23 protein-coding genes and 1 riboswitch are annotated in these 20,847 nt (G+C 34.7%); of the genes, 15 read left to right on the forward strand and 8 right to left on the reverse strand.

What is annotated here, in order from left to right:
* Positions 1-86 precede the first annotated feature (86 nt).
* From MKY13_RS07940 to MKY13_RS07950, 3 genes are read left to right on the forward strand one after another with little or no spacing between them, the layout of a single operon-like run.
* The gene (locus tag MKY13_RS07940; protein ID WP_339216338.1) at positions 87-515 is read left to right on the forward strand and encodes an ATPase; all 429 of its coding nucleotides are present in this window, start codon (positions 87-89) and stop codon (positions 513-515) included.
* Positions 499-1,185 carry a reverse transcriptase-like protein gene (locus MKY13_RS07945; RefSeq protein ID WP_339216340.1) on the forward strand — a complete coding sequence of 229 codons (687 nt, stop codon included), beginning with the start codon at positions 499-501 and terminating at the stop codon, positions 1,183-1,185. The genes MKY13_RS07940 and MKY13_RS07945 overlap by 17 nt, the downstream gene beginning before the upstream one ends.
* Positions 1,182-1,478 (forward strand): DNA primase, encoded by a 297-nt coding sequence (locus tag MKY13_RS07950; protein ID WP_339216342.1) that lies wholly within the window; start codon positions 1,182-1,184, stop codon positions 1,476-1,478. Before MKY13_RS07945 ends, MKY13_RS07950 begins: the two co-directional genes overlap by 4 nt.
* Positions 1,479-1,529: 51 nt before the next feature.
* Here the strand turns inward: MKY13_RS07950 and aspA are convergent, their stop codons facing one another.
* Positions 1,530-2,954 (reverse strand): aspartate ammonia-lyase, encoded by a 1,425-nt coding sequence (gene aspA / locus MKY13_RS07955; RefSeq protein WP_339216344.1) that lies wholly within the window; start codon positions 2,952-2,954, stop codon positions 1,530-1,532.
* Between the two features lie 222 nt (positions 2,955-3,176).
* On the opposite strand from aspA, the gene MKY13_RS07960 reads away from it, so the two are divergent.
* From MKY13_RS07960 to nadD, 6 genes are all read left to right on the forward strand, one after another.
* Positions 3,177-3,701, forward strand: coding sequence for a dehydrogenase (locus MKY13_RS07960; protein ID WP_339216346.1), 525 nt, complete (start codon positions 3,177-3,179; stop codon positions 3,699-3,701).
* A 195-nt stretch (positions 3,702-3,896) separates the two neighbouring features.
* On the forward strand, positions 3,897-4,367 hold the full coding sequence (locus MKY13_RS07965; protein ID WP_339216348.1) for a hypothetical protein: 471 nt from the start codon (positions 3,897-3,899) through the stop codon (positions 4,365-4,367).
* Between the two features lie 304 nt (positions 4,368-4,671).
* Positions 4,672-5,490, forward strand: coding sequence for an NUDIX hydrolase (locus MKY13_RS07970; protein ID WP_339216349.1), 819 nt, complete (start codon positions 4,672-4,674; stop codon positions 5,488-5,490).
* Positions 5,491-5,602: 112 nt separating this feature from the next.
* Positions 5,603-6,511 carry a hypothetical protein gene (locus MKY13_RS07975; RefSeq protein ID WP_339216351.1) on the forward strand — a complete coding sequence of 303 codons (909 nt, stop codon included), beginning with the start codon at positions 5,603-5,605 and terminating at the stop codon, positions 6,509-6,511.
* Positions 6,512-6,565: 54 nt separating this feature from the next.
* Positions 6,566-8,029 carry a nicotinate phosphoribosyltransferase gene (locus MKY13_RS07980; RefSeq protein ID WP_339216353.1) on the forward strand — a complete coding sequence of 488 codons (1,464 nt, stop codon included), beginning with the start codon at positions 6,566-6,568 and terminating at the stop codon, positions 8,027-8,029.
* A 55-nt stretch (positions 8,030-8,084) separates the two neighbouring features.
* Entirely contained in the window at positions 8,085-8,720 is a 636-nt protein-coding gene (gene nadD / locus MKY13_RS07985; RefSeq protein ID WP_339216355.1) for a nicotinate (nicotinamide) nucleotide adenylyltransferase, read from the forward strand.
* A gap of 87 nt (positions 8,721-8,807) precedes the next feature.
* Here the strand turns inward: nadD and MKY13_RS07990 are convergent, their stop codons facing one another.
* Together MKY13_RS07990 and MKY13_RS07995 are read right to left on the reverse strand one after the other, a co-directional pair.
* Positions 8,808-9,341: a GrpB family protein gene (locus tag MKY13_RS07990; protein ID WP_339216357.1), complete on the reverse strand. Its 534-nt coding sequence runs from the start codon at positions 9,339-9,341 to the stop codon at positions 8,808-8,810.
* Between the two features lie 2 nt (positions 9,342-9,343).
* The gene (locus MKY13_RS07995; RefSeq protein ID WP_339216359.1) at positions 9,344-9,820 is read right to left on the reverse strand and encodes a hypothetical protein; all 477 of its coding nucleotides are present in this window, start codon (positions 9,818-9,820) and stop codon (positions 9,344-9,346) included.
* 407 nt (positions 9,821-10,227) lie between these two features.
* Here MKY13_RS07995 and MKY13_RS08000 point away from each other — a divergent pair, with 407 nt between their 5' ends.
* Complete coding sequence (locus MKY13_RS08000) at positions 10,228-11,016, forward strand: lipid II flippase Amj family protein (protein ID WP_339216361.1); 789 nt, start codon at positions 10,228-10,230, stop codon at positions 11,014-11,016.
* Between the two features lie 69 nt (positions 11,017-11,085).
* Positions 11,086-11,430 (forward strand): NIPSNAP family protein, encoded by a 345-nt coding sequence (locus tag MKY13_RS08005; RefSeq protein ID WP_339216363.1) that lies wholly within the window; start codon positions 11,086-11,088, stop codon positions 11,428-11,430.
* Between the two features lie 519 nt (positions 11,431-11,949).
* Here MKY13_RS08005 and MKY13_RS08010 read toward each other — a convergent pair.
* Together MKY13_RS08010 and MKY13_RS08015 are read right to left on the reverse strand one after the other, a co-directional pair.
* Positions 11,950-12,519, reverse strand: a complete 570-nt coding sequence (locus MKY13_RS08010; protein WP_191699159.1) for a hypothetical protein — start codon at positions 12,517-12,519, stop codon at positions 11,950-11,952.
* A 170-nt stretch (positions 12,520-12,689) separates the two neighbouring features.
* Positions 12,690-13,139 carry a hypothetical protein gene (locus MKY13_RS08015; protein ID WP_191699158.1) on the reverse strand — a complete coding sequence of 150 codons (450 nt, stop codon included), beginning with the start codon at positions 13,137-13,139 and terminating at the stop codon, positions 12,690-12,692.
* A 169-nt stretch (positions 13,140-13,308) separates the two neighbouring features.
* Here MKY13_RS08015 and MKY13_RS08020 point away from each other — a divergent pair, with 169 nt between their 5' ends.
* Together MKY13_RS08020 and lepB are read left to right on the forward strand one after the other, a co-directional pair.
* On the forward strand, positions 13,309-13,488 hold the full coding sequence (locus MKY13_RS08020; protein ID WP_191699157.1) for a hypothetical protein: 180 nt from the start codon (positions 13,309-13,311) through the stop codon (positions 13,486-13,488).
* A 62-nt stretch (positions 13,489-13,550) separates the two neighbouring features.
* On the forward strand, positions 13,551-14,231 hold the full coding sequence (lepB, locus tag MKY13_RS08025; protein WP_339216365.1) for a signal peptidase I: 681 nt from the start codon (positions 13,551-13,553) through the stop codon (positions 14,229-14,231).
* Between the two features lie 273 nt (positions 14,232-14,504).
* On the opposite strand, the gene MKY13_RS08030 is transcribed toward lepB, so the two are convergent.
* Positions 14,505-15,634 (reverse strand): IS3 family transposase gene (locus tag MKY13_RS08030; RefSeq protein ID WP_339212252.1). Its coding sequence is split into 2 segments (ribosomal slippage): positions 14,505-15,388 and positions 15,388-15,634, totalling 1,131 coding nucleotides; the frame shifts between segments, so codons are not numbered across the junction.
* 118 nt (positions 15,635-15,752) lie between these two features.
* On the opposite strand from MKY13_RS08030, the gene MKY13_RS08035 reads away from it, so the two are divergent.
* Positions 15,753-16,166, forward strand: a complete 414-nt coding sequence (locus MKY13_RS08035) for a tetratricopeptide repeat protein (protein WP_339216367.1) — start codon at positions 15,753-15,755, stop codon at positions 16,164-16,166.
* A gap of 86 nt (positions 16,167-16,252) precedes the next feature.
* Here MKY13_RS08035 and MKY13_RS08040 read toward each other — a convergent pair whose 3' ends face one another.
* Complete coding sequence (locus MKY13_RS08040) at positions 16,253-16,639, reverse strand: DUF3997 domain-containing protein (protein ID WP_339216369.1); 387 nt, start codon at positions 16,637-16,639, stop codon at positions 16,253-16,255.
* An 820-nt stretch (positions 16,640-17,459) separates the two neighbouring features.
* A complete protein-coding gene (locus tag MKY13_RS08045) occupies positions 17,460-18,656 on the reverse strand; it encodes an MFS transporter (protein WP_339216371.1) in 1,197 nt (398 codons plus the stop codon).
* Positions 18,657-19,189: 533 nt separating this feature from the next.
* Positions 19,190-19,268: riboswitch (glycine riboswitch) on the forward strand.
* 159 nt (positions 19,269-19,427) lie between these two features.
* Here MKY13_RS08045 and MKY13_RS08050 point away from each other — a divergent pair.
* Positions 19,428-20,765 carry an amino acid permease gene (locus MKY13_RS08050; RefSeq protein ID WP_339216373.1) on the forward strand — a complete coding sequence of 446 codons (1,338 nt, stop codon included), beginning with the start codon at positions 19,428-19,430 and terminating at the stop codon, positions 20,763-20,765.
* Positions 20,766-20,847 lie beyond the last annotated feature (82 nt).

Genomic DNA, 20,847 nt, shown 5'->3' on the forward strand with positions numbered 1-20,847 from the left:
TATCACCCCCTGTACTATACCCTCAAAAACAAATTTTGTATAGGCAAATGGGGTTTGATATAATGATGGAAAATAGGGGGAATCGGATGAAAAGTTGGCAAATCATTTTAACAGGTTTTTTACCTTATGTAATGGCGGTTATTGTTTTTATAGCGGTTGCAATACCTTATGCGAATGAAGCAATTACATTCGGTACGGCCGTGTCCATAATTGTTTATGTTTTGCCGATTTACTTCTTTGTCGTCATCCCTTGGTATTATGTGTTGTACATCATGCGCAAGCGTTACAGCAAACGTGCTCTTTTATACACAAGTCTTGTTTTTTGTGTGCTTCAGCCAATCGTTTTCGGAACGGTTCTAAAAGTACCGATCGGCAGTGCGGATTTTTTACTTTTTGTATCACCACCGTTTATAGTTGGCATAATGGTTAGTACACTGTGTATTAACTGGTTCTTTAATGAAAAATTACAGCAACTGACAGATGGAAGGGGAGAGCCGATTGGAATTGACGATTGAATGGCAATATATTACAAAGTCCAAGCAGGAAATCACATGGCGAAGTGAGGCAATTCCTGCTGCACATGCCTATACGCTCGTACTCGATATGGAAAATACGGGTCGGACAAAAAACATTGTGATGACAGATGAGCATGACAGTACATGGACATTAAAAGAACTGAAAAAATATTTAAAATCACTCGAAACAGAACCTTCTGAAGTAGAGGTGTATTTCGATGGCGGTTTTCATAGGGAAGAAAAGCTGGCTGGTTTAGGGATAGTCGTCTATTATAAACAGAATGGGAAAAACTATCGTTTGCGAACGAACCGACTGGCGGAGTATTTAACATCAAACAATGAAGCGGAATATGCGGCACTGAATCTTGCTGTTGAACAGCTTGAGGAAATGGGGGTCCACCATCAAAAAGTGAGAATTTACGGTGATTCACAAGTCGTCATAAATGAAATGAACGGCGAATGGGCAGTAACGGATAGTGTCCTCACAACATGGGCGGATAAAATTGATGCGAAGCTCCAAAAGCTTGGCATTCGACCTCATTATGAATATATTGACCGCAAATTAAATGGTGAAGCGGATCAACTCGCTAATCAGGCACTTCAGGAAATCGAAATATACGCGGATATTGATGTACAAAAAAGTAGGAAAAAGAAGGGTGATCTTTCATGATTCGATCTGTTGGTACGGGTAGCTCAAGTTTAACGAACCAGACTCGTCCAAGAAATCAACAAACTACAGCCTTCCCGAAAATTGGGGAAGATCAAGGTATCGAACAAAAGCAGGAAAAACTGCGTACTGTAGATACTGAACAAGCACCTATAATGGTTGGTGTAAAACCGAAAGCACAGCTAAAATCCATTTTTGACGAAATAAATGATGTCGTTAAGAAAAATGCAGATGGGGATCGTTTGGAAGTAAGTAAACGTGCTATTTCTTTAGCAAAGGAAACATTATTTAGTTAAAAAATAGCTCCACTGTGAAATAAATTTTCTCAGTGGAGCTTTCTTTAATAATTATAGAATTACTTTTTTCTCAAAAGCACGTTCCCCAGCAATACCTGGTTGTGTTAATTCAAATGGATTTAAAATAATATCCAATTGTTCGATTGTGAAATAATTATATTGTAGGCAAAGTTCACGTACAGATTTACCACTGTGAAGTGCTTCACGGGCAATTTGGCTTGAACGCTCATACCCTAAATGAGGAGCTAAAGCTGTTACGACACCGATTGATTGTTCTACAAAATCATGTAAACGTGCTTCATTTGCTTCGATATGATCTAAGCAGTACTTAGTGAATACTGTAAAACCGTTTGTCATAATTTCAATTGATTGTAACAGGTTGAATACTAATACCGGTTCCATTACATTCAATTCGAATTGTCCTGCTTCAGAAGCAAGAGAGATTGTGACATCATTCCCGATTACTTGGAAGGCAATTTGGTTAATCACTTCAGGCATAACTGGATTGACTTTACCAGGCATAATCGATGAACCCGGCTGGCGTTCCGGTAAACGGATTTCTGCAAAACCGGCTTTTGGACCTGATGCCATTAAGCGTAAATCATTAGCGATTTTCGACATATTCATCATCGCGATTTTTAACATTGATGAAACTTCTGCATACGTATCTGTATTTTGTGTACCATCGATTAAATTATCTACTTTAATGAATGGGAATCCACTATAAGCAGCAATGTTTTCTACAGCTAATTTCATATATTGTGTATCTGCATTTAAACCAGTACCGATAGCAGTTGCACCGATATTGATTTGCAGCATTGTTTGCTGAGCTTTTTTAATACGGGCAATATCACGTGCTACTACTGCCGCGTATGCACCAAATTCTTGACCTAAACGGATTGGTACTGCATCTTGTAAATGAGTACGACCCATTTTTACAATGGAATCAAATTCTACTGATTTTTGAATGAAACTGTCACGCATTACTTCCATCGCCATAATTAACTTATCTAAAGTTGCTACTGTTGCGATATGAATAGCAGATGGGAATGCATCATTTGTTGATTGAGCCATATTGACATGGCTGTTAGGACTGATGATTGAATAAGTACCTTTTTCTTCCCCTAATATTTCTAACGCACGGTTAGCAATGACTTCATTGGCATTCATGTTCATTGAAGTACCTGCGCCGCCTTGAATTGGATCTACAACGAATTGATCGTGTAAATGCCCTTTAATAATGTCATCAGATGCTTGCGCAATCGCATTAGCAATTGTTGCGTCTAATTTACCGATCGCTGCATTCGCAAGTGCTGAGCTTTTTTTCACAATGGCAAATGCACGGATCAATTCCGGATGCATAGTCATTTTTGTGATGGGGAAGTTTTCTATTGCACGAGTTGTCTGAACGCCGTAATATGCGTCCTTTGGAATTTCTAATGTGCCTAAAAAGTCTTTTTCAATACGTGTACTCATTTGTACGAACCCTCCAAGAGAATGGTGTAATAGTTGGATAAACAATTACATTATACGTCAAAAAAACTTAAAAGCTTACTTGCTGAATAATTAGATTATTTGACGTGTTCATGTGAACTTTAAAAAGCTATTGCCGAAGTTCAGTATAAATGCATTCTAGTTAATTACGAAACTTTTTTCTGCTTCATGCGACTAATTAAGAAAGAAATGAGGTGGAATACAATGAAAAAATGGTTACCATACATGTTTGTACTAATTATGTTATTGGCTGCCTGTAATACAGGTGAGCAGACAGGGAATTCGGGTGAAAACAGTGGGGAAGACGCAGCGAAAGATAATATTGACTTCGAATTGCTGCACCATTTAGACTACATGCCTCCAGAAATCGGTTCAAGCATTTCAATCGTACAGGAAGAAAAACTATATTTAAAATGGGCTGAAATATTCGAGTTTGATCCAGTCCATGCAATAGACTTTGATTCAGAGGAAGTTCTTTTTGTAACGGCCTATTCAAATGGCTGTGGCAGAGTATTCGAGAGTGTTAAAAAAGAAGGGGAATCATTAATTTTAAAGTTAAATTACCCTGAAGATATTCGTAAAGAAAAAGATATTGTATGTACGGAAATCGCACTACCAAATACGTATGTCATAAAGATGGAAAAGACGAACACGACAAAAGGAAAATTAATTGATATTAACCGTACCATTCATGAAGATGATGCGATCATACAGGAAAAATTGCAATAGAATGCGTTTGTTTCGGGGGTTCTTCAGTATTGTGCGAATCTATAACGTAAGCACAAATTGAAGTGCCCCTTGAAGTTTGGGAGCAGAATTGTACGGGGGATAAGTTAACAAATTATCGTTTGGAAAGGTATACTTCAATTAAGGCAACATTTAAGGCAACATTGAACTTGTACAAGATCAATTGGAGGGAATGCTATGAAACCAAAAATACAAAGAAAAGATTTATTGAGTAAGACAGATATCACGAATGCTGTAATGGCTGTTTTAAGTGAATCAAGTTTGTCATCAGAAGACCCTATTTTAAATAATGCAACCATTGTCTATCATTACTATTCTGAACTCGAAAGTGGAGGCCATGAAAGTTTATTCAGATGGTTTGGGCAGGAAATTAATGAGATGGGAATAGAGAATTACTTGAATAAACTAATTGGCGCCCTTGAAGAAATCGGTGCTCACAATTATGCGTTGATTGAGAAGCAGTATGGTAAAAAGTTATGGAGCTTGTACGTTGCCTTAGAAAATGATGAAATTGAAGAAGACGAATTTTATAGTATTGTGGAAAAAGCGACAGATGATTATTACAAGCTTAATGATGAGTTGCGAGAGTTATTGGAAACATATTTTGTTGAGATCTATTCGGATTTGATTGAAGTAGTGGAGGATTGAGTATTCTTCAACTATCGATACATAAATAAACACAATGATTTTTTATTTAGGGGGAATTTTGATGAGCACTACAAATAATAAATGGAACATCTCTGAAGTAAAAACGATTATTGTTTTCCATATTTTCACTCCTTAAATGTACCCATAAGAAAAAACTTTATTTTTTTCTTGCAATTCATTAAATCATCGTATATATTTAAATTAACAAATTGTTAATTGTTAATAAAAAACATACACTTATTCTTATTCTTTAGAACGGATTTGTAATATCAAGTATGAATATTCTCACTTAGGAGGAATTAAAATGGCAAAGTATCATTCAGAAAAAGAAGCATTAAAAAATTATGACACAAGTAAATACCGCACACCCGATGGTTACACATCAGATATCGCCATCTTTACACTTTTACCAAACGAACATTACACAGCAAAAGATGAAAAAAGTTCGAGATATTGCTTAGCTTTAATGTTGATTAAACGAGCTGAACTTGACGCAGAGGGCGAACCGAATATTGAAGGCAACAAGTGGGCATTACCCGGCGGCTTCACACAAATCGAAGGGGATAAGGGGAGTGCATTTGAATCAGCGAAAAGAGAGTTATTAGAAGAAACAAGTATTAAAGGTGTTCATATTAAACATTTCGGCGTGTACGATACATTTGGTCGTGATAAGAGAGGTTGGATTATTTCAAACGCTCATTATGCGATTGTACCTGAACAACATATACAAGACCGAAGAGCAGCAGATGATGCAGCGGAAGTGCAATTATTCACGATTGATGAAGTGTTTAAATTGGACATTGCTTTCGACCATCGTCAAATTATCGAAGATGCAATTTCATCAGTTAAAAAAGATATGCAACAAACAACAGTAGCAAAAAACTTCTTACCAGAAGAATTCAAGTTAGAAGAATTACGACAAGTATTATTAGCGGTGATTGATGACAACGTGGTAAACACAAAATCTGCCTTTTTCCGAAAAGCACCATCACTTGATTTCATTGAAGAAGCAAAAGACGTACAAGGGAATCCGAAAGTAACCGAACCAACAGGTAAAAATAAACGACCTTCAAAATTGTACAAATTCGAAGAAGTTGAGCCTGTACCGTCCATTTGGAATTAAGTTCGATGACAAAAATTTCAAATTTCAATTTTTAGCATTTAAAAACGATTATTTTTTATAAAAAATAATTAACAATTGCTGAATTGTTATTAATAAAAAAGGAGTGGATTATATGAAAACAAATTTTGAAAAGATTGTTCATATTGAGGAAATAGGAAAAGCGAATACAGCGAAGCTTAACGATTTGCTAACATCAGCAAAACAAGAAAAATTCAAACCTTCTGTTGAAGATAAGGAAAAGGTGTTATTTATCGGTATCGATTTTCAAAACGATTTCATGGAAAACGGAGAACTCGGTGTACCAAATTCCCATAAGGATATTGAAAATACAACACATTTCCTCTATCGGAATTTAGAAAAAATCACCGACATTGCAGTATCTCTTGATACGCATGAATTACACCAAATTTTCCATCCTTGCTGGTGGGTGGATGAACAGGGGAATCACCCAAATCCATTTACGATTATCACAGCAGAAAATGTAAAAACCGGTAAATGGAAAGCTATTAATTACGAAAAAGCAAGTGCTGATTACGTAGAGAACCTTGAAAAAATCGGTAAAAAGCAATTATGTATTTGGACATATCACTGTATTGAAGGTACATTCGGTGCAGCTTTAGAAGGGCAATTCTCAAATATGATCCATTTCCATTCGATTGCACGAAAAACACCGGTTCAAAAAATAACCAAAGGAAAAGACCCGTTAAGCGAAATGTACGGTATTATCAAACCGGAATATTCTCTTTATGCAGAAGGCGAAAATACTGAGTTCTTATTATCTCTTAAAAATTACGATAAAATCTTTATCGCAGGAGAAGCGAAATCGCATTGTGTATTAGAATCGGTTCGTCAAATCGTTGAATTTTATGACCATAACAAAGAACTTACGAAAAATATCTATTTATTAGAAGACTGTACGAGTCCTATTGCTGGATATGAAGAAACAACTGAACAAGCATTTCAAGAATTAGAAAAAAAATATGGCATTCAACGTGTGTTATCTACGGAAGTGACACTTTAACAGGGGGCGGGTTTTCTCGCTCCTAATGATTACAAACCTTAGGAGGAAATTATAATGAAAAAATATCAAGACGATAGCTTAACGCTTCACACAGACCTTTACCAAATTAACATGGCGGAAACATACTTTAAAGACGGTATTGCAGAAAAAAAGGCAATCTTTGAAGTGTATTTCAGAAAATTACCGTTCGGAAATGGTTATACAATTTTTGCGGGCTTAGAACGTGTAATTCAATACTTAAAGGGGTTTAAATTCTCAGAAAGCGATATCGACTATCTTCGTGAAGAAGGTGGTTATGATAAAGAATTTTTAGACTATCTAGCAAACATGCGTTTTACAGGGGATATCCGTGCGATGAAAGAAGGGGAATTGGCTTTTGCGAACGAACCACTAATTCGAGTAGAAGCGCCACTTGCTCAAGCTCAAATCATCGAAACAGCAATTTTGAACATTGTCAATTATCAAACACTCATTGCGACAAAAGCGGCTCGTATTAAACAAGTGGTTGGTGAAGACGTTGCGTTCGAATTCGGTACACGTAGAGCGCAAGAATTAGATGCGGCTATTTGGGGTACAAGAGCAGCTTATATAGGCGGGTTTGAAGGTACGAGTAATGTTCGCGCAAGTAAAAAGTTCGGCATTCCTGCTGTTGGCACTCACGCCCATGCATTGGTACAAACTTATCAAGATGATTATACTTCATTCAAAAAGTATGCGGAAACACATAAAAATTGTGTGTTCTTAGTGGATACGTATGACACGCTTCGTTCAGGTGTACCAAATGCTATTCGTGTAGCTAAAGAAATGGGCGATAAAATCAATTTCGTTGGAATTCGCTTAGATAGCGGAGACCTAGCTTACTTATCAAAAGAAGCAAGAAAAATGTTGGATAAAGCGGGTTACAAAAAGGCAAAAATCACCGCTTCAAACGATTTAGATGAATATACAATCATCAACTTAAAAGCACAAGGGGCTAAAATTGATACATGGGGAATTGGAACAAAATTAATTACAGCTTATGACCAACCCGCACTTGGCGCGGTGTACAAAATGGTTGCGATTGAAAATGACCAAGGGGAATTTGAAGATACTATTAAAATTTCAGGAAACCCTGAAAAAGTATCAACACCGGGATTAAAAACACCTTATCGCATTATTAATGTAGCAAGTGGGAAAAGCGAAGGTGATTATATCGCGCTCGATACAGAAAACCCAGAACAAGAAGAACGATTAAAAATGTTCCATCCCGTTCATACCTATATTTCAAAATTCGTAACGGGTTTTAAAGCAAAAAAACTCCACGAAGATATCTTCGTTGCGGGAGAACTTGTATACGCAATCCCTAACATTGAAAAAATCAAAGTGTATGCAAAAGAAAACCTTACATTACTTTGGGATGAGTACACACGAACATTACATCCAGAAGAATACCCTGTTGATTTAAGTCAAAAATGTTGGGATAACAAAATGAAAAAAATCGAAGAAGTTAAAGCGAAAGTGCAAGAAATGATTGATTAACTAAGGGGGGATAACCCTCCTTCCAAGTTTTTTAAAAAAGAAAAGAGGAAAAGACATGGCGAAATATGGATTTTTAGGAAGTGCATTTGACCCTATTACAACAGGGCATTTAAATACTATTCAAGAAATGTTGGAACGAAAAGGGTTTGATAAAATCTTTTTAATGCCTTCGAATAATCACCGAAAAGATAAAGATATGCACGTCAGCGATGAACATCGTGTAAATATGCTTAAATTAGCCATCGAGGGACATAGCAAGTTTGAAATCGAAGATATCGAATTGCACCAACCTCCGTGGGATATACAAACATATAACACAATGCGAAAATTACGAGAAATGGAAAAATACAAAGGACATGACTTGTATTTCTTAATGGGAGCAGACTTGCTTCGCGACATTGCGAGTGGCGAAAAGTGGTCACACAAAGAGGACCTTTTAAAAGAAAATAAATTCGTTGTGATTCGAAGAGAAAACATTGATATGCATGAAACCATTGCGAAAGATAAACTACTTCGAAAATACGAAGACCACTTTGACTTCATTTATTGGCAAGTAGACAACAATATCAGTTCTTCTTATATTCGTGATGAGTTTGAAATCGGGCATCATCCAAAATTCTATATGCCTGAAAAAGTGTACAAATACATCGAAGAACATCAATTATACGGATTCGTTCCGGAAAAGGATTAACCATATCACGAATAGTGTTTGTAGGAAATCATATCCTACAATAAGCATTAATTCAAGTGATTCTGGATTAATGCTTTTATATTGGAGTTACTTACTTTTCATCTTCTCAAAGACAGATTGTACAAATTGCTCTTTATAATCTGTATAGGATTGAATGCCTTTTAGTTCTGTACTAAAGAAGGATTCTTTTAGATTTTCATACTGCTTTTTAATATCTTGATGAGTATTTAAATAATCTCTGAAGAATAGCATTTGATTCCATTTTTCCTTCTCTATCTCAACAATATGAATAAAGTGTGTTTTTGTTTCAAATGTATCATCTGTAAACTTGGCACAAACAATTTCGTTTGGTCTTTCCACCTGCAACCTGTAAAATCCTGCATTTTGAAGGTTTTTGAAAAATGTTTTATCAAGTGCTGCCAGACTTTCGACACCTATTAAAAGATCAATAATCGGCTTAGCCCGAATCCCCTCGATAGAAGTACTTCCAATGTGCTCAATTTGGTTCGGTTTTAAATGAGTAATTTGAAGAATTTCCGTTTTTGCTTTGTTAAATTCATCTTTCCATTCAGGAGCATACGGAACAATGACCACCTCGTTATTTTTCAAGCCTAACTTCATACTTAACCCCTCGCATCCATAATATTTTTATTACGCCCTTCTAAATAAAAAGATAAGATAGCCGGAATACATAGTGCCGCTAATAACGTCCATACATTGAAAAATAAATTATTTGTATATGGATTAAGGTAGCCGATTTCATATTCAAAATAAGGTTGAGCCACTCTATTAAAATCTATTATTTGATATAAAGTGAAACTAACGAGAGCTATAAATAGTAATGTATAGCCCGTAATAAAACGTTTCTTTTTCGCTTTATATTTATTATGAAACTCCTCAAATACGAATAGCATTGTAAATAAAAAATAGAAAACAAACGGCATAGGCCACAGCATAAAAAACAAACCAGGATTTCCATTACTCCACATTGGATTACTACCATCAGGATTGAAATTTGCAGTCATTTGATGCACAGTCCATATTGCGCCAAGTGTAACTAAGCCTGACAAGAAAACACTGATTATAAAGAAAACACGCATAAATTCCCCTCCATCCCAGGTGACTATCTATTATTCTAACTTTAATACTAGTGTAAATCATCTGAAAAGTTACCACTGTGTCGGTGGATCATTCAAATTTTTTCTTTTTGTATTTAATTAATGAGTTAATTCCTATCCATATTGATGTAACTAAACCTGCCGAGAAGAAACTAATATAGCGAATGACTACAATTCCTGTAAGAAGCGCTTGAAAAAAGCCAATATAAATAAATGAATAATAAAACTGTACTTCATTTTCTTTATTGATATATTTCTACAATTTAATCCTCTCTTTCTAAATGCGAATGTATGAAAGCGATGCAACTAGTTTACAATTAAAACGTCGAAATGTAAAAATTAGGATATGGTAGGTGGGGGCAATAGAACTTTTAACAGAAAAACTCATAATGATTGCTTTATTTATATTAATCATTCACTCAATAGAAACATTAGCGTACGCAGTGCGACTTTCTGGCTCTCGTGTTCGCTTATTAGCATCAGCTTTATCACTTTTTAATGTAATGGTGATGGTTTCAAGATTATCTAACATGATGCAGCAGCCATTTACAGGGAGCTTGATCGATAATGCACCTGCCGATCATGCTTTACAATTTGTCGAGCATCAATTCCGATTTCTTATAGCCTCAGCTTCACTCGGTACGTTGCTTGGTATTATTTGTTTACCGACCTTTGTAGCCATTTTTTCTAGAGCGATTATTCATTTAGCTGATGAAAGGGGTTCAATCCCAGCTTTATTGAAAAAAGGTTTTACATTCGACTATATAAGTAGGGGATTCAAACATTTACACAAGCCAAGCCTGTCATATTTACGAGGAATAGGGATACGTGATATTCCAATAAAGCTATTTATCATTAATATTGTTATTACTGCTGTTTATACAATAGGGGTGTTATCGGCCTTGTATGCTAGCTTATTGGTTCCTGAATACCAAACAACTGCAATTATGGCTTCGGGTTTGATAAATGGTATAGCCACAATGTTATTAATTATATTTATTGATCCTAAAATATCTATTTTGGCTGATGATGTAATTAATAAAAAAGGAAATTATTCTGAATTAAAAAGAGCTTCTGTTATGATGATGAGCTCAAGATTTTTAGGAACATTATTAGCCCAAATTTTATTTATTCCAGGAGCACATTATGTTGCCTGGTTTGCAAAATTCATTGCATAGTTTTTTCAAATAGAAACGCTTTTAAGAAAAAATGGGGTTAAATTTAATTTTTAGATGGAGGTTATAAAAATGTTCTATCGTAGAAAATATTACGTTGTAAAAAATGAATTTGTAGACCGATTTTATCATCACTTTAATGAAACCAATTTACCTAATCAATTGAGCCATGGTAGTCGGCTAATTGGCAGGTGGATGAAACCGAATGATGATCATACTAAAGAAATTTTTGCTATTTGGGAATATGATAACTATGAGGCTTATATTGAAATTGAAACCAAAATAAAAGCAGATCTCAATCACGTAAATAAAATAAAAAAATGGTATGAAGAAAATGGTGGGAGAGATCACGTTTTATCGAAATACATATTACAAGTTAAAAATGAAGAATTGATTTCTACGGTAACTATGTCTTGATGATTACTACTTATAACGATTAAGATAAAACTCCCTTGAAAATTAGAAACGGATAAGGAAAAGACCCTTATTAAAAACAGTGTAAATGACACGCTAAGCAGCATTATATTTAGACAGTAAACTCTCTAGATAAATGGCGATTAAAATGACACAGTATTCCAAAAATATCCTCAAACCATTGCCAGGGATGAATTATAGTTCATCACCATAAGTTGGGGATGACAAAATTGAAAAAATAAGAATTGCTACGGAGAAACGCGTTGAAGCTGTCCGTTGTACTACATTCCGGGCGACGTGACTACAAAGCTTTTGTAAATTGTATTGCGTAATGATATAAATAGCGGAAGGAATTTCCGCTATTTTGAAAATGACATAAAAAATAGACGAAATAAGGGAAGAAATTTCCGTTATTGACTTAAAAAACATGAAATTTCAGGTTTTTATATAAAATAACGGTAAATCGTTCCCTTATTTTCCCCAAAATACGCTTCATCCTTTAAATAACGGAAAAATTTACCCTTATTTTAGGCGGGTACTGTAATTCCACTTTAAATCATTGATTAAGTTATCACTTTCGTATCCGTATTCATATAATTTATTGCCGTTTTTATCTAAAGCTACTGCATTGAGCTGGTCAATTTGCTTTGTAAAGGGTAATAGAAAATATACGATTTCATCCTTCGTAATTTTTTTACTTTCAATTCCAAATTCTGTATCTAAGCTAATTGAAGCCACTTTCTCATCAAGAGAATGAACTATAAAGATCGTCGCTGTTTCGTCTTCATACTGAATACTCATTCCACCAATGGTCTGTAAACTATCTTTACTATAAGGAATTACTGTTGAACTATTGCTATGGTAAATTAAGTTGTTTTGATTCACATAAACGGTTCTATATTGTTGTTTACTGTCGCTTTTAAATAAATAAAAACTATTTGAGTCATTTTTATATTCGCCAATAAGTTCAAAATTCTTCGTTACAAATGAATTTGCTTTTGCGGCTGCCAAAGGTGTAAATCGATATCCACCAAAAATAAAAAAGACGATACATATAACTATTAGTGCAAAGCCTAAACTTGCTTTCTTCATAGCTCATCCCCCTTCGATTAATAATACCAAATTAGTTCGAAGGGGGGATGGAAACGTTAATTATAGGTAAAATATGTTAATTTAAAGTTATCTTAAATCTTATGTGACAATATAAGAGAAAGCCAGTCATCACCCTGAAGGAAAATGACTGGCTTCATAAATACAAAGATTCAATTACTATTAATTACTTCTTTTTCATTTTCTATTATTTCTTTAAAATTTTCTAAGAAATTTACATCATTTATAATCCCAAATTTTTGGTTTTTATCAGAAAGCACTATTATCCCCTTATCTACATCTATATAAAAAGCAAAATTTGAGTTTAAAGAGAAATTAATACGATAATGGTATTCTATTTGAGAATCTTTATTTTTTTTAAATGATAGATTTTTAAAGCTTTCAATAAGCAATTTTTGCTGTTCTGCTGGAATTTCTATAGTTATTAATTCAAGGGGATTATGTTTAATTTTTATAACTTCCATCTCTCGATTAACTGCACTAAAGTCAGGATTTCCTAAAATTTTATTAGCTGAATATGTTTTGTTATCAATCATAAATTTCAACCCCAAAACACCGACTAAAATAACGATAATAACTATTAAAATGTGTTTCCTTTTCAAAATTACACCCCCTGCAATTTATGTAATTATATGGTTAAATTAAATTATAAATCAACTAAAAGTCTCCATTCAGTAAAACTTGGTCATTTATTAACGTTATATTAGGGACAGGAAATATTTAGACATTTGCAGGCATAATTAAAATAAAATTAATTTGGAGGTACCTAGTATGAAAAATTCTTTATATTTATTTATTTCAATTTGTTTAATGCAGTTATTTATATTAATAAACGTAACTTTTTTAAACGGTGAATATGATGGATTAATGATGTGGTTATGTAGTGGCATCTTCATTTATGCATGTGCAGTTTTTGGATTAAGTCGTAGAGATAAAAATGCGTCTAACTAATAGGGGTGACTTCAAAATCGCTTTGGGAATGTTTAAAGTTAAAAAAGATATAGGCAGTTTTAGTGAATAATTTAAATAACACTTTCAAAGAAGGAGTGCTTAAGATAAGACTTTTAACTGTGCTATTACCAATCTTTATTTTAGTTGGTTGTAGTCAAGGAAATGTGGCAACTACAAATACAATTACTGATAAGAATACTTCTGAAGTATTGGGAACTGTGACACCTCAAGAATCACAATTATTAGTTGAATGGAATTTGGATGCTATGGATAGAGGAAATCACGACTTTAATACAATGTCACATTCTGAACTTGTTGTGGAGCCTTACAGTGAAAAACTGCAAAGAGGTGATGTCATTTATTATCAGATGCTTGATTCCGAACTTGAAAAGAATGAGAATCTCCCAAAAATGTATTTAGGAAGAGTTGTCGGATTGCCCAATGAAATCGTAAAGATTAAAGGTGGGCAAGTTTATATTAATGACGAAAAATTAGATACTTTCTATGGTGTGGCAATGAGCTTAGGATTAACAAAAGAAGAATATTTTGAAACAGTTGATTTAAAGAATATTAACAAAGAAGAAATGGAGCACTACTTTAATACATCAATGGAACCAATTAAGGTTAAGGAAAATACTGTTTTTGTGTTAGTTGATATGTGGTGGAGAGGAACGGACAGTAAAGATTTCGGTTTATTACCCGAAGAAAATATTCAAGGTAAAGTGTTAGGCTATAAAAAGTAAATTCTAAAATTGAATAGATAAATCTTAATATTAAATAACTTTCCCAAATGAAAAGTTAGGAAACCAACACCCCCCGTTCAATAGAATAGGGGGTGTGTTGGTTGCTTATGAACAGTAAGTACCCAATGAGGCTATGGGAAGGTTATAATTCTAATAACTGTGTAGTTTAGTTTTAGTGAAAGAAGTATGAAAAGAGGTTATTTACATTGAAAGAAGAAAAGCTTATAAGAGCACTTGAATTACGTGGAATGTCAACACTAAACTGGACAAAAATTATAAGGGTTGCAGCTTGAATTCCACAGGCGTTAAATAGCCAAGTGTTCCGTGAATTCGTAAGTTGTTAAACCAATGGACGTAATCTCCAAGTTCAAGAGCGAGCTGTTCAAGAGAGGTGAAGTGGGCTTGATTAGCGAATTCTGTTTTAAATACCTTGAATGTTGCTTCAGCCACGGCGTTATCATAAGGACATCCCTTCATGCTCAGTGATCGCTGGATTCCAAACGTTTCAAGTGCCTCTGAAATTAGTTTGTTATCGAACTCTTTTCCACGATCCGTATGAAACATTTTGACGTCATGCAGGTTGGCCTGAATGCTCGAGATTGCTTGATATACAAGCTCTGCTGATTTATTTTTACCAGCACTGTAACCTATGATTTCACGATTAAACAGGTCGACAAATAGGCATACATAGTGCCACTTTTTTCCGACACGGACATATGTTAAATCGCTGACAATGACAGCTAACTGTTCTTCTTGATTGAATTCGCGTTTCAATTCGTTCTTAACAGGTGCTTCGTTACAGCTTGATTTATATGGCTTAAATTGAGCTACAGTATAGTTTGAAACAAGCCCTAGTTCATTCATAATCCGTCCAATTCGACGACGGGAAACCTGTTTTGGTTTAGATAATCTCATTAATTCTTTCTTGATTTTACGTGTACCGTAATTATTGCGGCTTTCTTTAAAGATACTTGCGATTTCCTTTGTAAGTGCTATTTCTTCAACTTTCTTTTCACGCTTCCCAGAAAGGTCGGCATGGTAATAATACGTGCTTGTTGGAATATCTAGGACGGCACACATTGCTGATACCGAATACTTGTGAGTGTTATTACGAATCACATTTATTTTCGTCCCATGATCAGCGCCGCTTGCTTTAAAATATCGTTCTCCATTAATAAACGTTGGTTTTCCTTGCGTAATCGAGCCATTTCATTTTCTTCTTCTGTTCGATTATCCTTCGCTGAAAACGAACCTGTTTCCTGGTGATTCTTAATCCAGCGATCTAACGCAGAAGGCGTAATATCATATTCTCGGGCAATGTCTGCACGAGACTTACCGTTTTCATAAAGCTTCACTAATTGCAGTTTAAATTCGGGTGTAAATGTTCGACGTTGACGTGTCATAATAGCACGCTCCCTTTAATTGATAGTCTAAGTTTACAATCCCTTATTTTATCTGTCCAACTTAGTGTAGCCTATTCAACGAAAAGATAATAAAAAGAAAGAATCTAATCAATTACTTTTGAAAATAGTTGAGGAATACCCTGATAATGCATTGGTTAACTATCAATGTGCTTGGAGTTTTGATATTTTAGGAGAAGAATCAAAAGCAGTTCCCTTTTATGAAAGGGCTATTAAGTTAGGGTTATCTGGTAAAGATCTAGAAGGAGCAATATTGGGACTTGGAAGTACATATAGAACATTAGGGGAATACGAAAAATCAAAAAATACATTTCTAAAAGGAATCGAATTATTTCCAAATAACAGAGCAATTCAAGTGTTTTATTCTATGACTCTGTATAATTTAAACGATCATAGAAAAGCGATGGAAATTTTATTGAAATGCCTGCTAGATACCACTGCAGACTCTGAAATACTGAGTTATAAAAAAGCTATCAATTTCTATGCTGATAAATTAGATGAAATATGGAAATAGGTTGTAAAAATTTGTACTTATACAAAAGCGTGCTTAAATAAAGCTCTAGAATAATAAAAATTTCAGTCGGTTGTTCACAATCTTATTTAATTATTGTTCCCTTTCAATTCTTTTAATGATAGGGGACCCTTTACTTCGTTTTTATTCATTTCAATTATCCAATAAGAATACTCGGCATCACTAGGTTTTTTTGGAGGTTCTTCTATCCCTCGTCCGTTTGACTTTAAGTGCAATTGTTTTGCGATAATATACTGTTCATTACACCATACAGCAGTCACTTCAGCTGGTACATACAAATAGTTTATTGTATTTTCCTTTCCATCATTTACTGGTTCTTCTCCGTATATTTGAATTTGATGAGCTGAAAGTCTATCAATTCGATAACCATTCTCCAATGAAATTGTATAATCTGCTAATCCTGCGCATCCTGATAAAATCAAACAAGATCCGATCAATAAAATTAATTGTTTCAAAGTTGTCCCTCCATTAAAAAGCGTTTCGTCCTTTATTTTAATACGTATAAAATGGGAATAAGTTCCTTCCGTAAAACTTGAAGAAATCGCTAAAATTTTCATCCTACCCCAAATAAATAAGTTAAATCACCATAAGTTGGGGATGACAAAATTGAAAAAATAAGATTTGCTACGTGAAAACGCGTTGAAGCTGTCCGTTGTACTACATTCCGGGCGACGTGACTACAAAGCTTTTGTAAATTGAATTGCGTAATGAGATAAATAGCGGAAGGAATTTCCGTTATTTCGAAAATGACATAAAAAATAGTAAAAATAAGGGAAAAAAGTCCGTTATTGACTTAAAAAACATGAAATTTCAGAATTTTATTTAAAATAACGGTAAAACGTTCCCTTATTTACCCCTAAATGAGCTATATACTTTAAATAAGGGAAAAATTTACCCTTATTTTAGGGGGGCACTGAAAATTTTAAATAAGGCACTTAACTCGAAGTTGGACGGACGCTTCAAGATTAAATTTTCCGGATTGATAGGCCTCACATACGGCAATAAACGCGTTACGCGGCTTTAGCACTGTCTTTTCATAGCCCACGAATCAATTGGAAAATTATTAGAAAATCAACCCTATGTTATGGCGATTAAACTAAATATTAATATAAAAACAAAAATTTGAGAGGAAATGAATTTTATTTCGTTAGGTGAGAGTTTTTTTTCTATGGGTGAAAATCTTATCCAAATCTCATTTCTTTATAATTAATTTAAAAGTATAACTCCCAAAAGAATAACACATCAATATTTCAAAGGGATTGTTAATCTCTCTCTTCAATAAAGCTTGATATAAAAAACTAGACTAATAAACGCACATAGTAAAATAATACTGAAAATTATTAGTGGTCCAAAAAAGGCTGCTAAAATAACTGTGAATGGTGCCAACAAACGTCCAATTGTAAATTGCATGTTAGATGCAGCCATATACTGTCCTCTTGCATTTTCGGGGGCATATTCACTCACAAAATTGTATAGAACAGGCGCTCTTACAATTTCACCAAAAGTAAATATAATCGTTAGAAATAACAACATCCATATATTTGTTGTAAAACCAACTGCAAACATACCAAAGCCTGCTAATAGACAGCTTAAAATAAACACATGCTTATCGCTCCAACCTTTTAACCATTTGGTAATAGGTAGAACAAATAGTACAAATAAAATACCATTCAGTCCTAACATATAACCTAATACGTCTTTACTGGAAAGCTCGAAGTTTATAAATGAAACGATTGTCTGATTTGGTACGTAATCGTAAATATAAACGGATAAGTATAAATCTAATTGCATAATCGCAATAACAGAGAAAATTCCTGCCAATAAATAATAAGCAAATTTATTGTCCTTTAGTATGATAATGTAGTCTTTTAATTGTTTTATTGGTGAAAATAAACCTTCATTTGAAGTCCAAGTTAGCGTTTCTTCTAACCAAAAATAGATAAATAAAAAGAAAATCATCAGTACAATAGCGCAGCTCCATAGCAGCAAATCACGGTAATCAAAAAATAACCATGCACCTAAGATAGGTCCTATAACTGCCCCTAAATTACTTCCTGTTAAAAATGTGGCAAATACTTCTTTTCTATATTCTGCTGAAACTGTATCTGCAACCATGGCATCACTTGCCGGTTTATATAGACCCTTTCCTATTGTAATTCCTAAAAAAGCAAAATAATCGAGCCAAATTATACTAGACGTAGCAAATAGAATAAACATAGTAAACTGAATACCAACACCCCAGAGCATTACTCTTTTTCGTCCAAATCTATCTGCAAATGAACCTCCTATGAGTCCGGTAATTAGGCTGAGAACTGGTGGAACCATCATCAGTGCACCTGCCAAAGCCAATCCCAATGATTGACTAAAGTAAATCGCAATGAAGGGGAAATACATCCAATAAAATAAATTAAAGATTGTTTCTCCACAAAGTCGTACCTTTAAATTGCGTGTCCATATATTTTTTTTATACATACAATACCTCATTGATTTATTTCGGCCGATGGGTTTATTTTAGATTTAAAAATATGGAAAATATAGACTTTAATTAAAAAATTTGATATACTAATAATATGAAAAACGAGTAAATACTACTTTTATTTCACGAGCACTATAAATAGAACGTATATTCCTATTATAATAAGTTAAACCACTCTACTAATCGACTATTTAAATCGATTAGTAGAGTGGTTTTTTTACATTTTAGAGCTACAAATCCTAAAAGTATCCCACTGAAAATGAAATATTCATTATCTTCAGTGGGATACTTTTTTTAGAATGAAAATTCTGCAACAGGTTTACATATTAGTGGAAACATTGATAAATTGCTTGTTTCGATTTACTTTTATTTTCTAACCATTGTGTCCATGCAAAATAGTTGTTAGTATTAATTATTGTACAATAATAGTATCGTGAGCGACCTGTTTGGAGTTGGAGGTTGCCGACAACAAATAGGGATTAATTACATACATATCAAGCGAAGATCGTCGTGGATAGCACTACTGACGGGAGCAGTTTCTGGAGAGAGCGCGTGTACCGCGTCGCCGAAGGGTTCATTATCTCAGGCAAAAGGACAGAAGACAGGAATAATAAGGGACGTTATTATTCTTATCTACAGGAACTGGTGAATTATCAGTTCCTTTTTTAATTTTCAGAAAACATGATTGGATGAACCGCGAACATTTACCTATTATTTTGCGCTGTCCTTGTGGCAGACAAAATACTTATCCTATGGAGGAATTCGTTTTGGAACAACATGAACTCAAGCGCGATCTTAAAAATCGGCATGTACAACTAATTGCGATTGGCGGAACAATCGGTACAGGGCTATTTTTAGGGTCAGGAAAAGCGATCTCACTTGCAGGACCATCAATAATCATCGGGTATTTAATCGTAGGGATAGCTTTATTTTTCGTCATGCGGGCACTTGGAGAGCTCCTATTATCAAAAGGGGGCTATGCTTCATTTACAGAGTTCGCTACAGAATATTTAGGAGATTGGGCAGGGTACGTTACTGGCTGGACATATTGGTTCTGCTGGATTATGACGGCTATGGCAGATATTATAGCGGTCGGGATGTATACCCAATATTGGTTTGATATCCCTCAATGGGTGCCGGCCATTGCCTGTTTAGTAGTCTTACTTATCTTAAATTTACTGACTGTAAAATTATTCGGTGAACTGGAATTTTGGTTTGCTCTTATAAAAATTATTACGATCATTGCACTTATTGCAATCGGGCTTGTATTACTCATCATTGGATTTGAAACAGATGCCGGGAAGGTTGCCGTATCTAATCTTTGGGAGCATGGCGGTTTATTCCCGAACGGAGCATTTGGCTTCCTTATGGCTTTCCAAATGGTTGTCTTTGCATTTGTTGGAGTGGAATTAGTCGGGGTAGCAGCTGCTGAAACGGAAAATCCGCAAAAAAATATACCATCAGCCATTAATAAAATACCGATCCGTATATTACTGTTTTACGTAGGTGCGCTATTTGTTATTTTAACGATTAACCCTTGGGATACGTTAAGTGCGACAAGCTCACCGTTCGTTCAAGTATTTGCTTTAGTCGGTATTCCGATTGCGGCAGGGCTTATTAATTTTGTCGTATTAACATCAGCTGCATCAGCAGGAAATAGTGGGATGTTCTCAACGAGCCGGATGCTGTTTAGTTTAAGTAAAGGGGAACAGGCGCCTAAATCGTTCGGTAAACTAAATAAAAATGCCGTTCCGCAAAACGGGTTATTATTTTCTGCAATCATCGTATCGATCGGTGCACTGCTCAGCTACCTGATGCCGGATGATGCCTTTAGTATTGTAACAACAATCAGCGCGATTTGCTTTATTTGGGTGTGGAGCATTATTTTAATCTCGCATATCATTTACAAAAAGCGCCACCCAGATTTGCATGCGAAATCGATATTTAAAGCACCATTAACGCCGTTTGTGAACTATGCGGTTTTAGCATTTTTCGTGTTTCTATTAATTATTATGGCGATTTCAGAGGCTACAAGAACAGCTCTTATGCTGACGCCATTATGGTTTATTATGCTATTTGTTTTATATGCAGTTCGGAAAAAGTAAATATAAGGAAGGCGCTCCGCATGTGCGAGGCGCCTTCTTTTATATTAATTGACGAATATCGGGGTCAAAGTGGCGAATATCA

The sequence above is a fragment of the Solibacillus sp. FSL W8-0372 genome (assembly GCF_037969735.1).
Classification (GTDB): domain Bacteria; phylum Bacillota; class Bacilli; order Bacillales_A; family Planococcaceae; genus Solibacillus; species Solibacillus faecavium.

What these genes read in the sequence shown, in the direction of transcription:
- MKY13_RS07940 (WP_339216338.1), top strand. Translation starts at nt 87, where the DNA reads ATGAAAAGTTGGCAAATCATTTTAACAGGTTTTTTACCTTATGTAATG.
- MKY13_RS07950 (WP_339216342.1), top strand. Translation starts at nt 1,182, where the DNA reads ATGATTCGATCTGTTGGTACGGGTAGCTCAAGTTTAACGAACCAGACT.
- aspA (WP_339216344.1), bottom strand. Translation starts at nt 2,954, where the DNA reads ATGAGTACACGTATTGAAAAAGACTTTTTAGGCACATTAGAAATTCCA.
- MKY13_RS07960 (WP_339216346.1), top strand. Translation starts at nt 3,177, where the DNA reads ATGAAAAAATGGTTACCATACATGTTTGTACTAATTATGTTATTGGCT.
- MKY13_RS07965 (WP_339216348.1), top strand. Translation starts at nt 3,897, where the DNA reads ATGAAACCAAAAATACAAAGAAAAGATTTATTGAGTAAGACAGATATC.
- MKY13_RS07970 (WP_339216349.1), top strand. Translation starts at nt 4,672, where the DNA reads ATGGCAAAGTATCATTCAGAAAAAGAAGCATTAAAAAATTATGACACA.
- MKY13_RS07975 (WP_339216351.1), top strand. Translation starts at nt 5,603, where the DNA reads ATGAAAACAAATTTTGAAAAGATTGTTCATATTGAGGAAATAGGAAAA.
- MKY13_RS07980 (WP_339216353.1), top strand. Translation starts at nt 6,566, where the DNA reads ATGAAAAAATATCAAGACGATAGCTTAACGCTTCACACAGACCTTTAC.
- nadD (WP_339216355.1), top strand. Translation starts at nt 8,085, where the DNA reads ATGGCGAAATATGGATTTTTAGGAAGTGCATTTGACCCTATTACAACA.
- MKY13_RS07990 (WP_339216357.1), bottom strand. Translation starts at nt 9,341, where the DNA reads ATGAAGTTAGGCTTGAAAAATAACGAGGTGGTCATTGTTCCGTATGCT.
- MKY13_RS07995 (WP_339216359.1), bottom strand. Translation starts at nt 9,820, where the DNA reads ATGCGTGTTTTCTTTATAATCAGTGTTTTCTTGTCAGGCTTAGTTACA.
- MKY13_RS08000 (WP_339216361.1), top strand. Translation starts at nt 10,228, where the DNA reads ATGATTGCTTTATTTATATTAATCATTCACTCAATAGAAACATTAGCG.
- MKY13_RS08005 (WP_339216363.1), top strand. Translation starts at nt 11,086, where the DNA reads ATGTTCTATCGTAGAAAATATTACGTTGTAAAAAATGAATTTGTAGAC.
- MKY13_RS08010 (WP_191699159.1), bottom strand. Translation starts at nt 12,519, where the DNA reads ATGAAGAAAGCAAGTTTAGGCTTTGCACTAATAGTTATATGTATCGTC.
- MKY13_RS08020 (WP_191699157.1), top strand. Translation starts at nt 13,309, where the DNA reads ATGAAAAATTCTTTATATTTATTTATTTCAATTTGTTTAATGCAGTTA.
- MKY13_RS08045 (WP_339216371.1), bottom strand. Translation starts at nt 18,656, where the DNA reads ATGTATAAAAAAAATATATGGACACGCAATTTAAAGGTACGACTTTGT.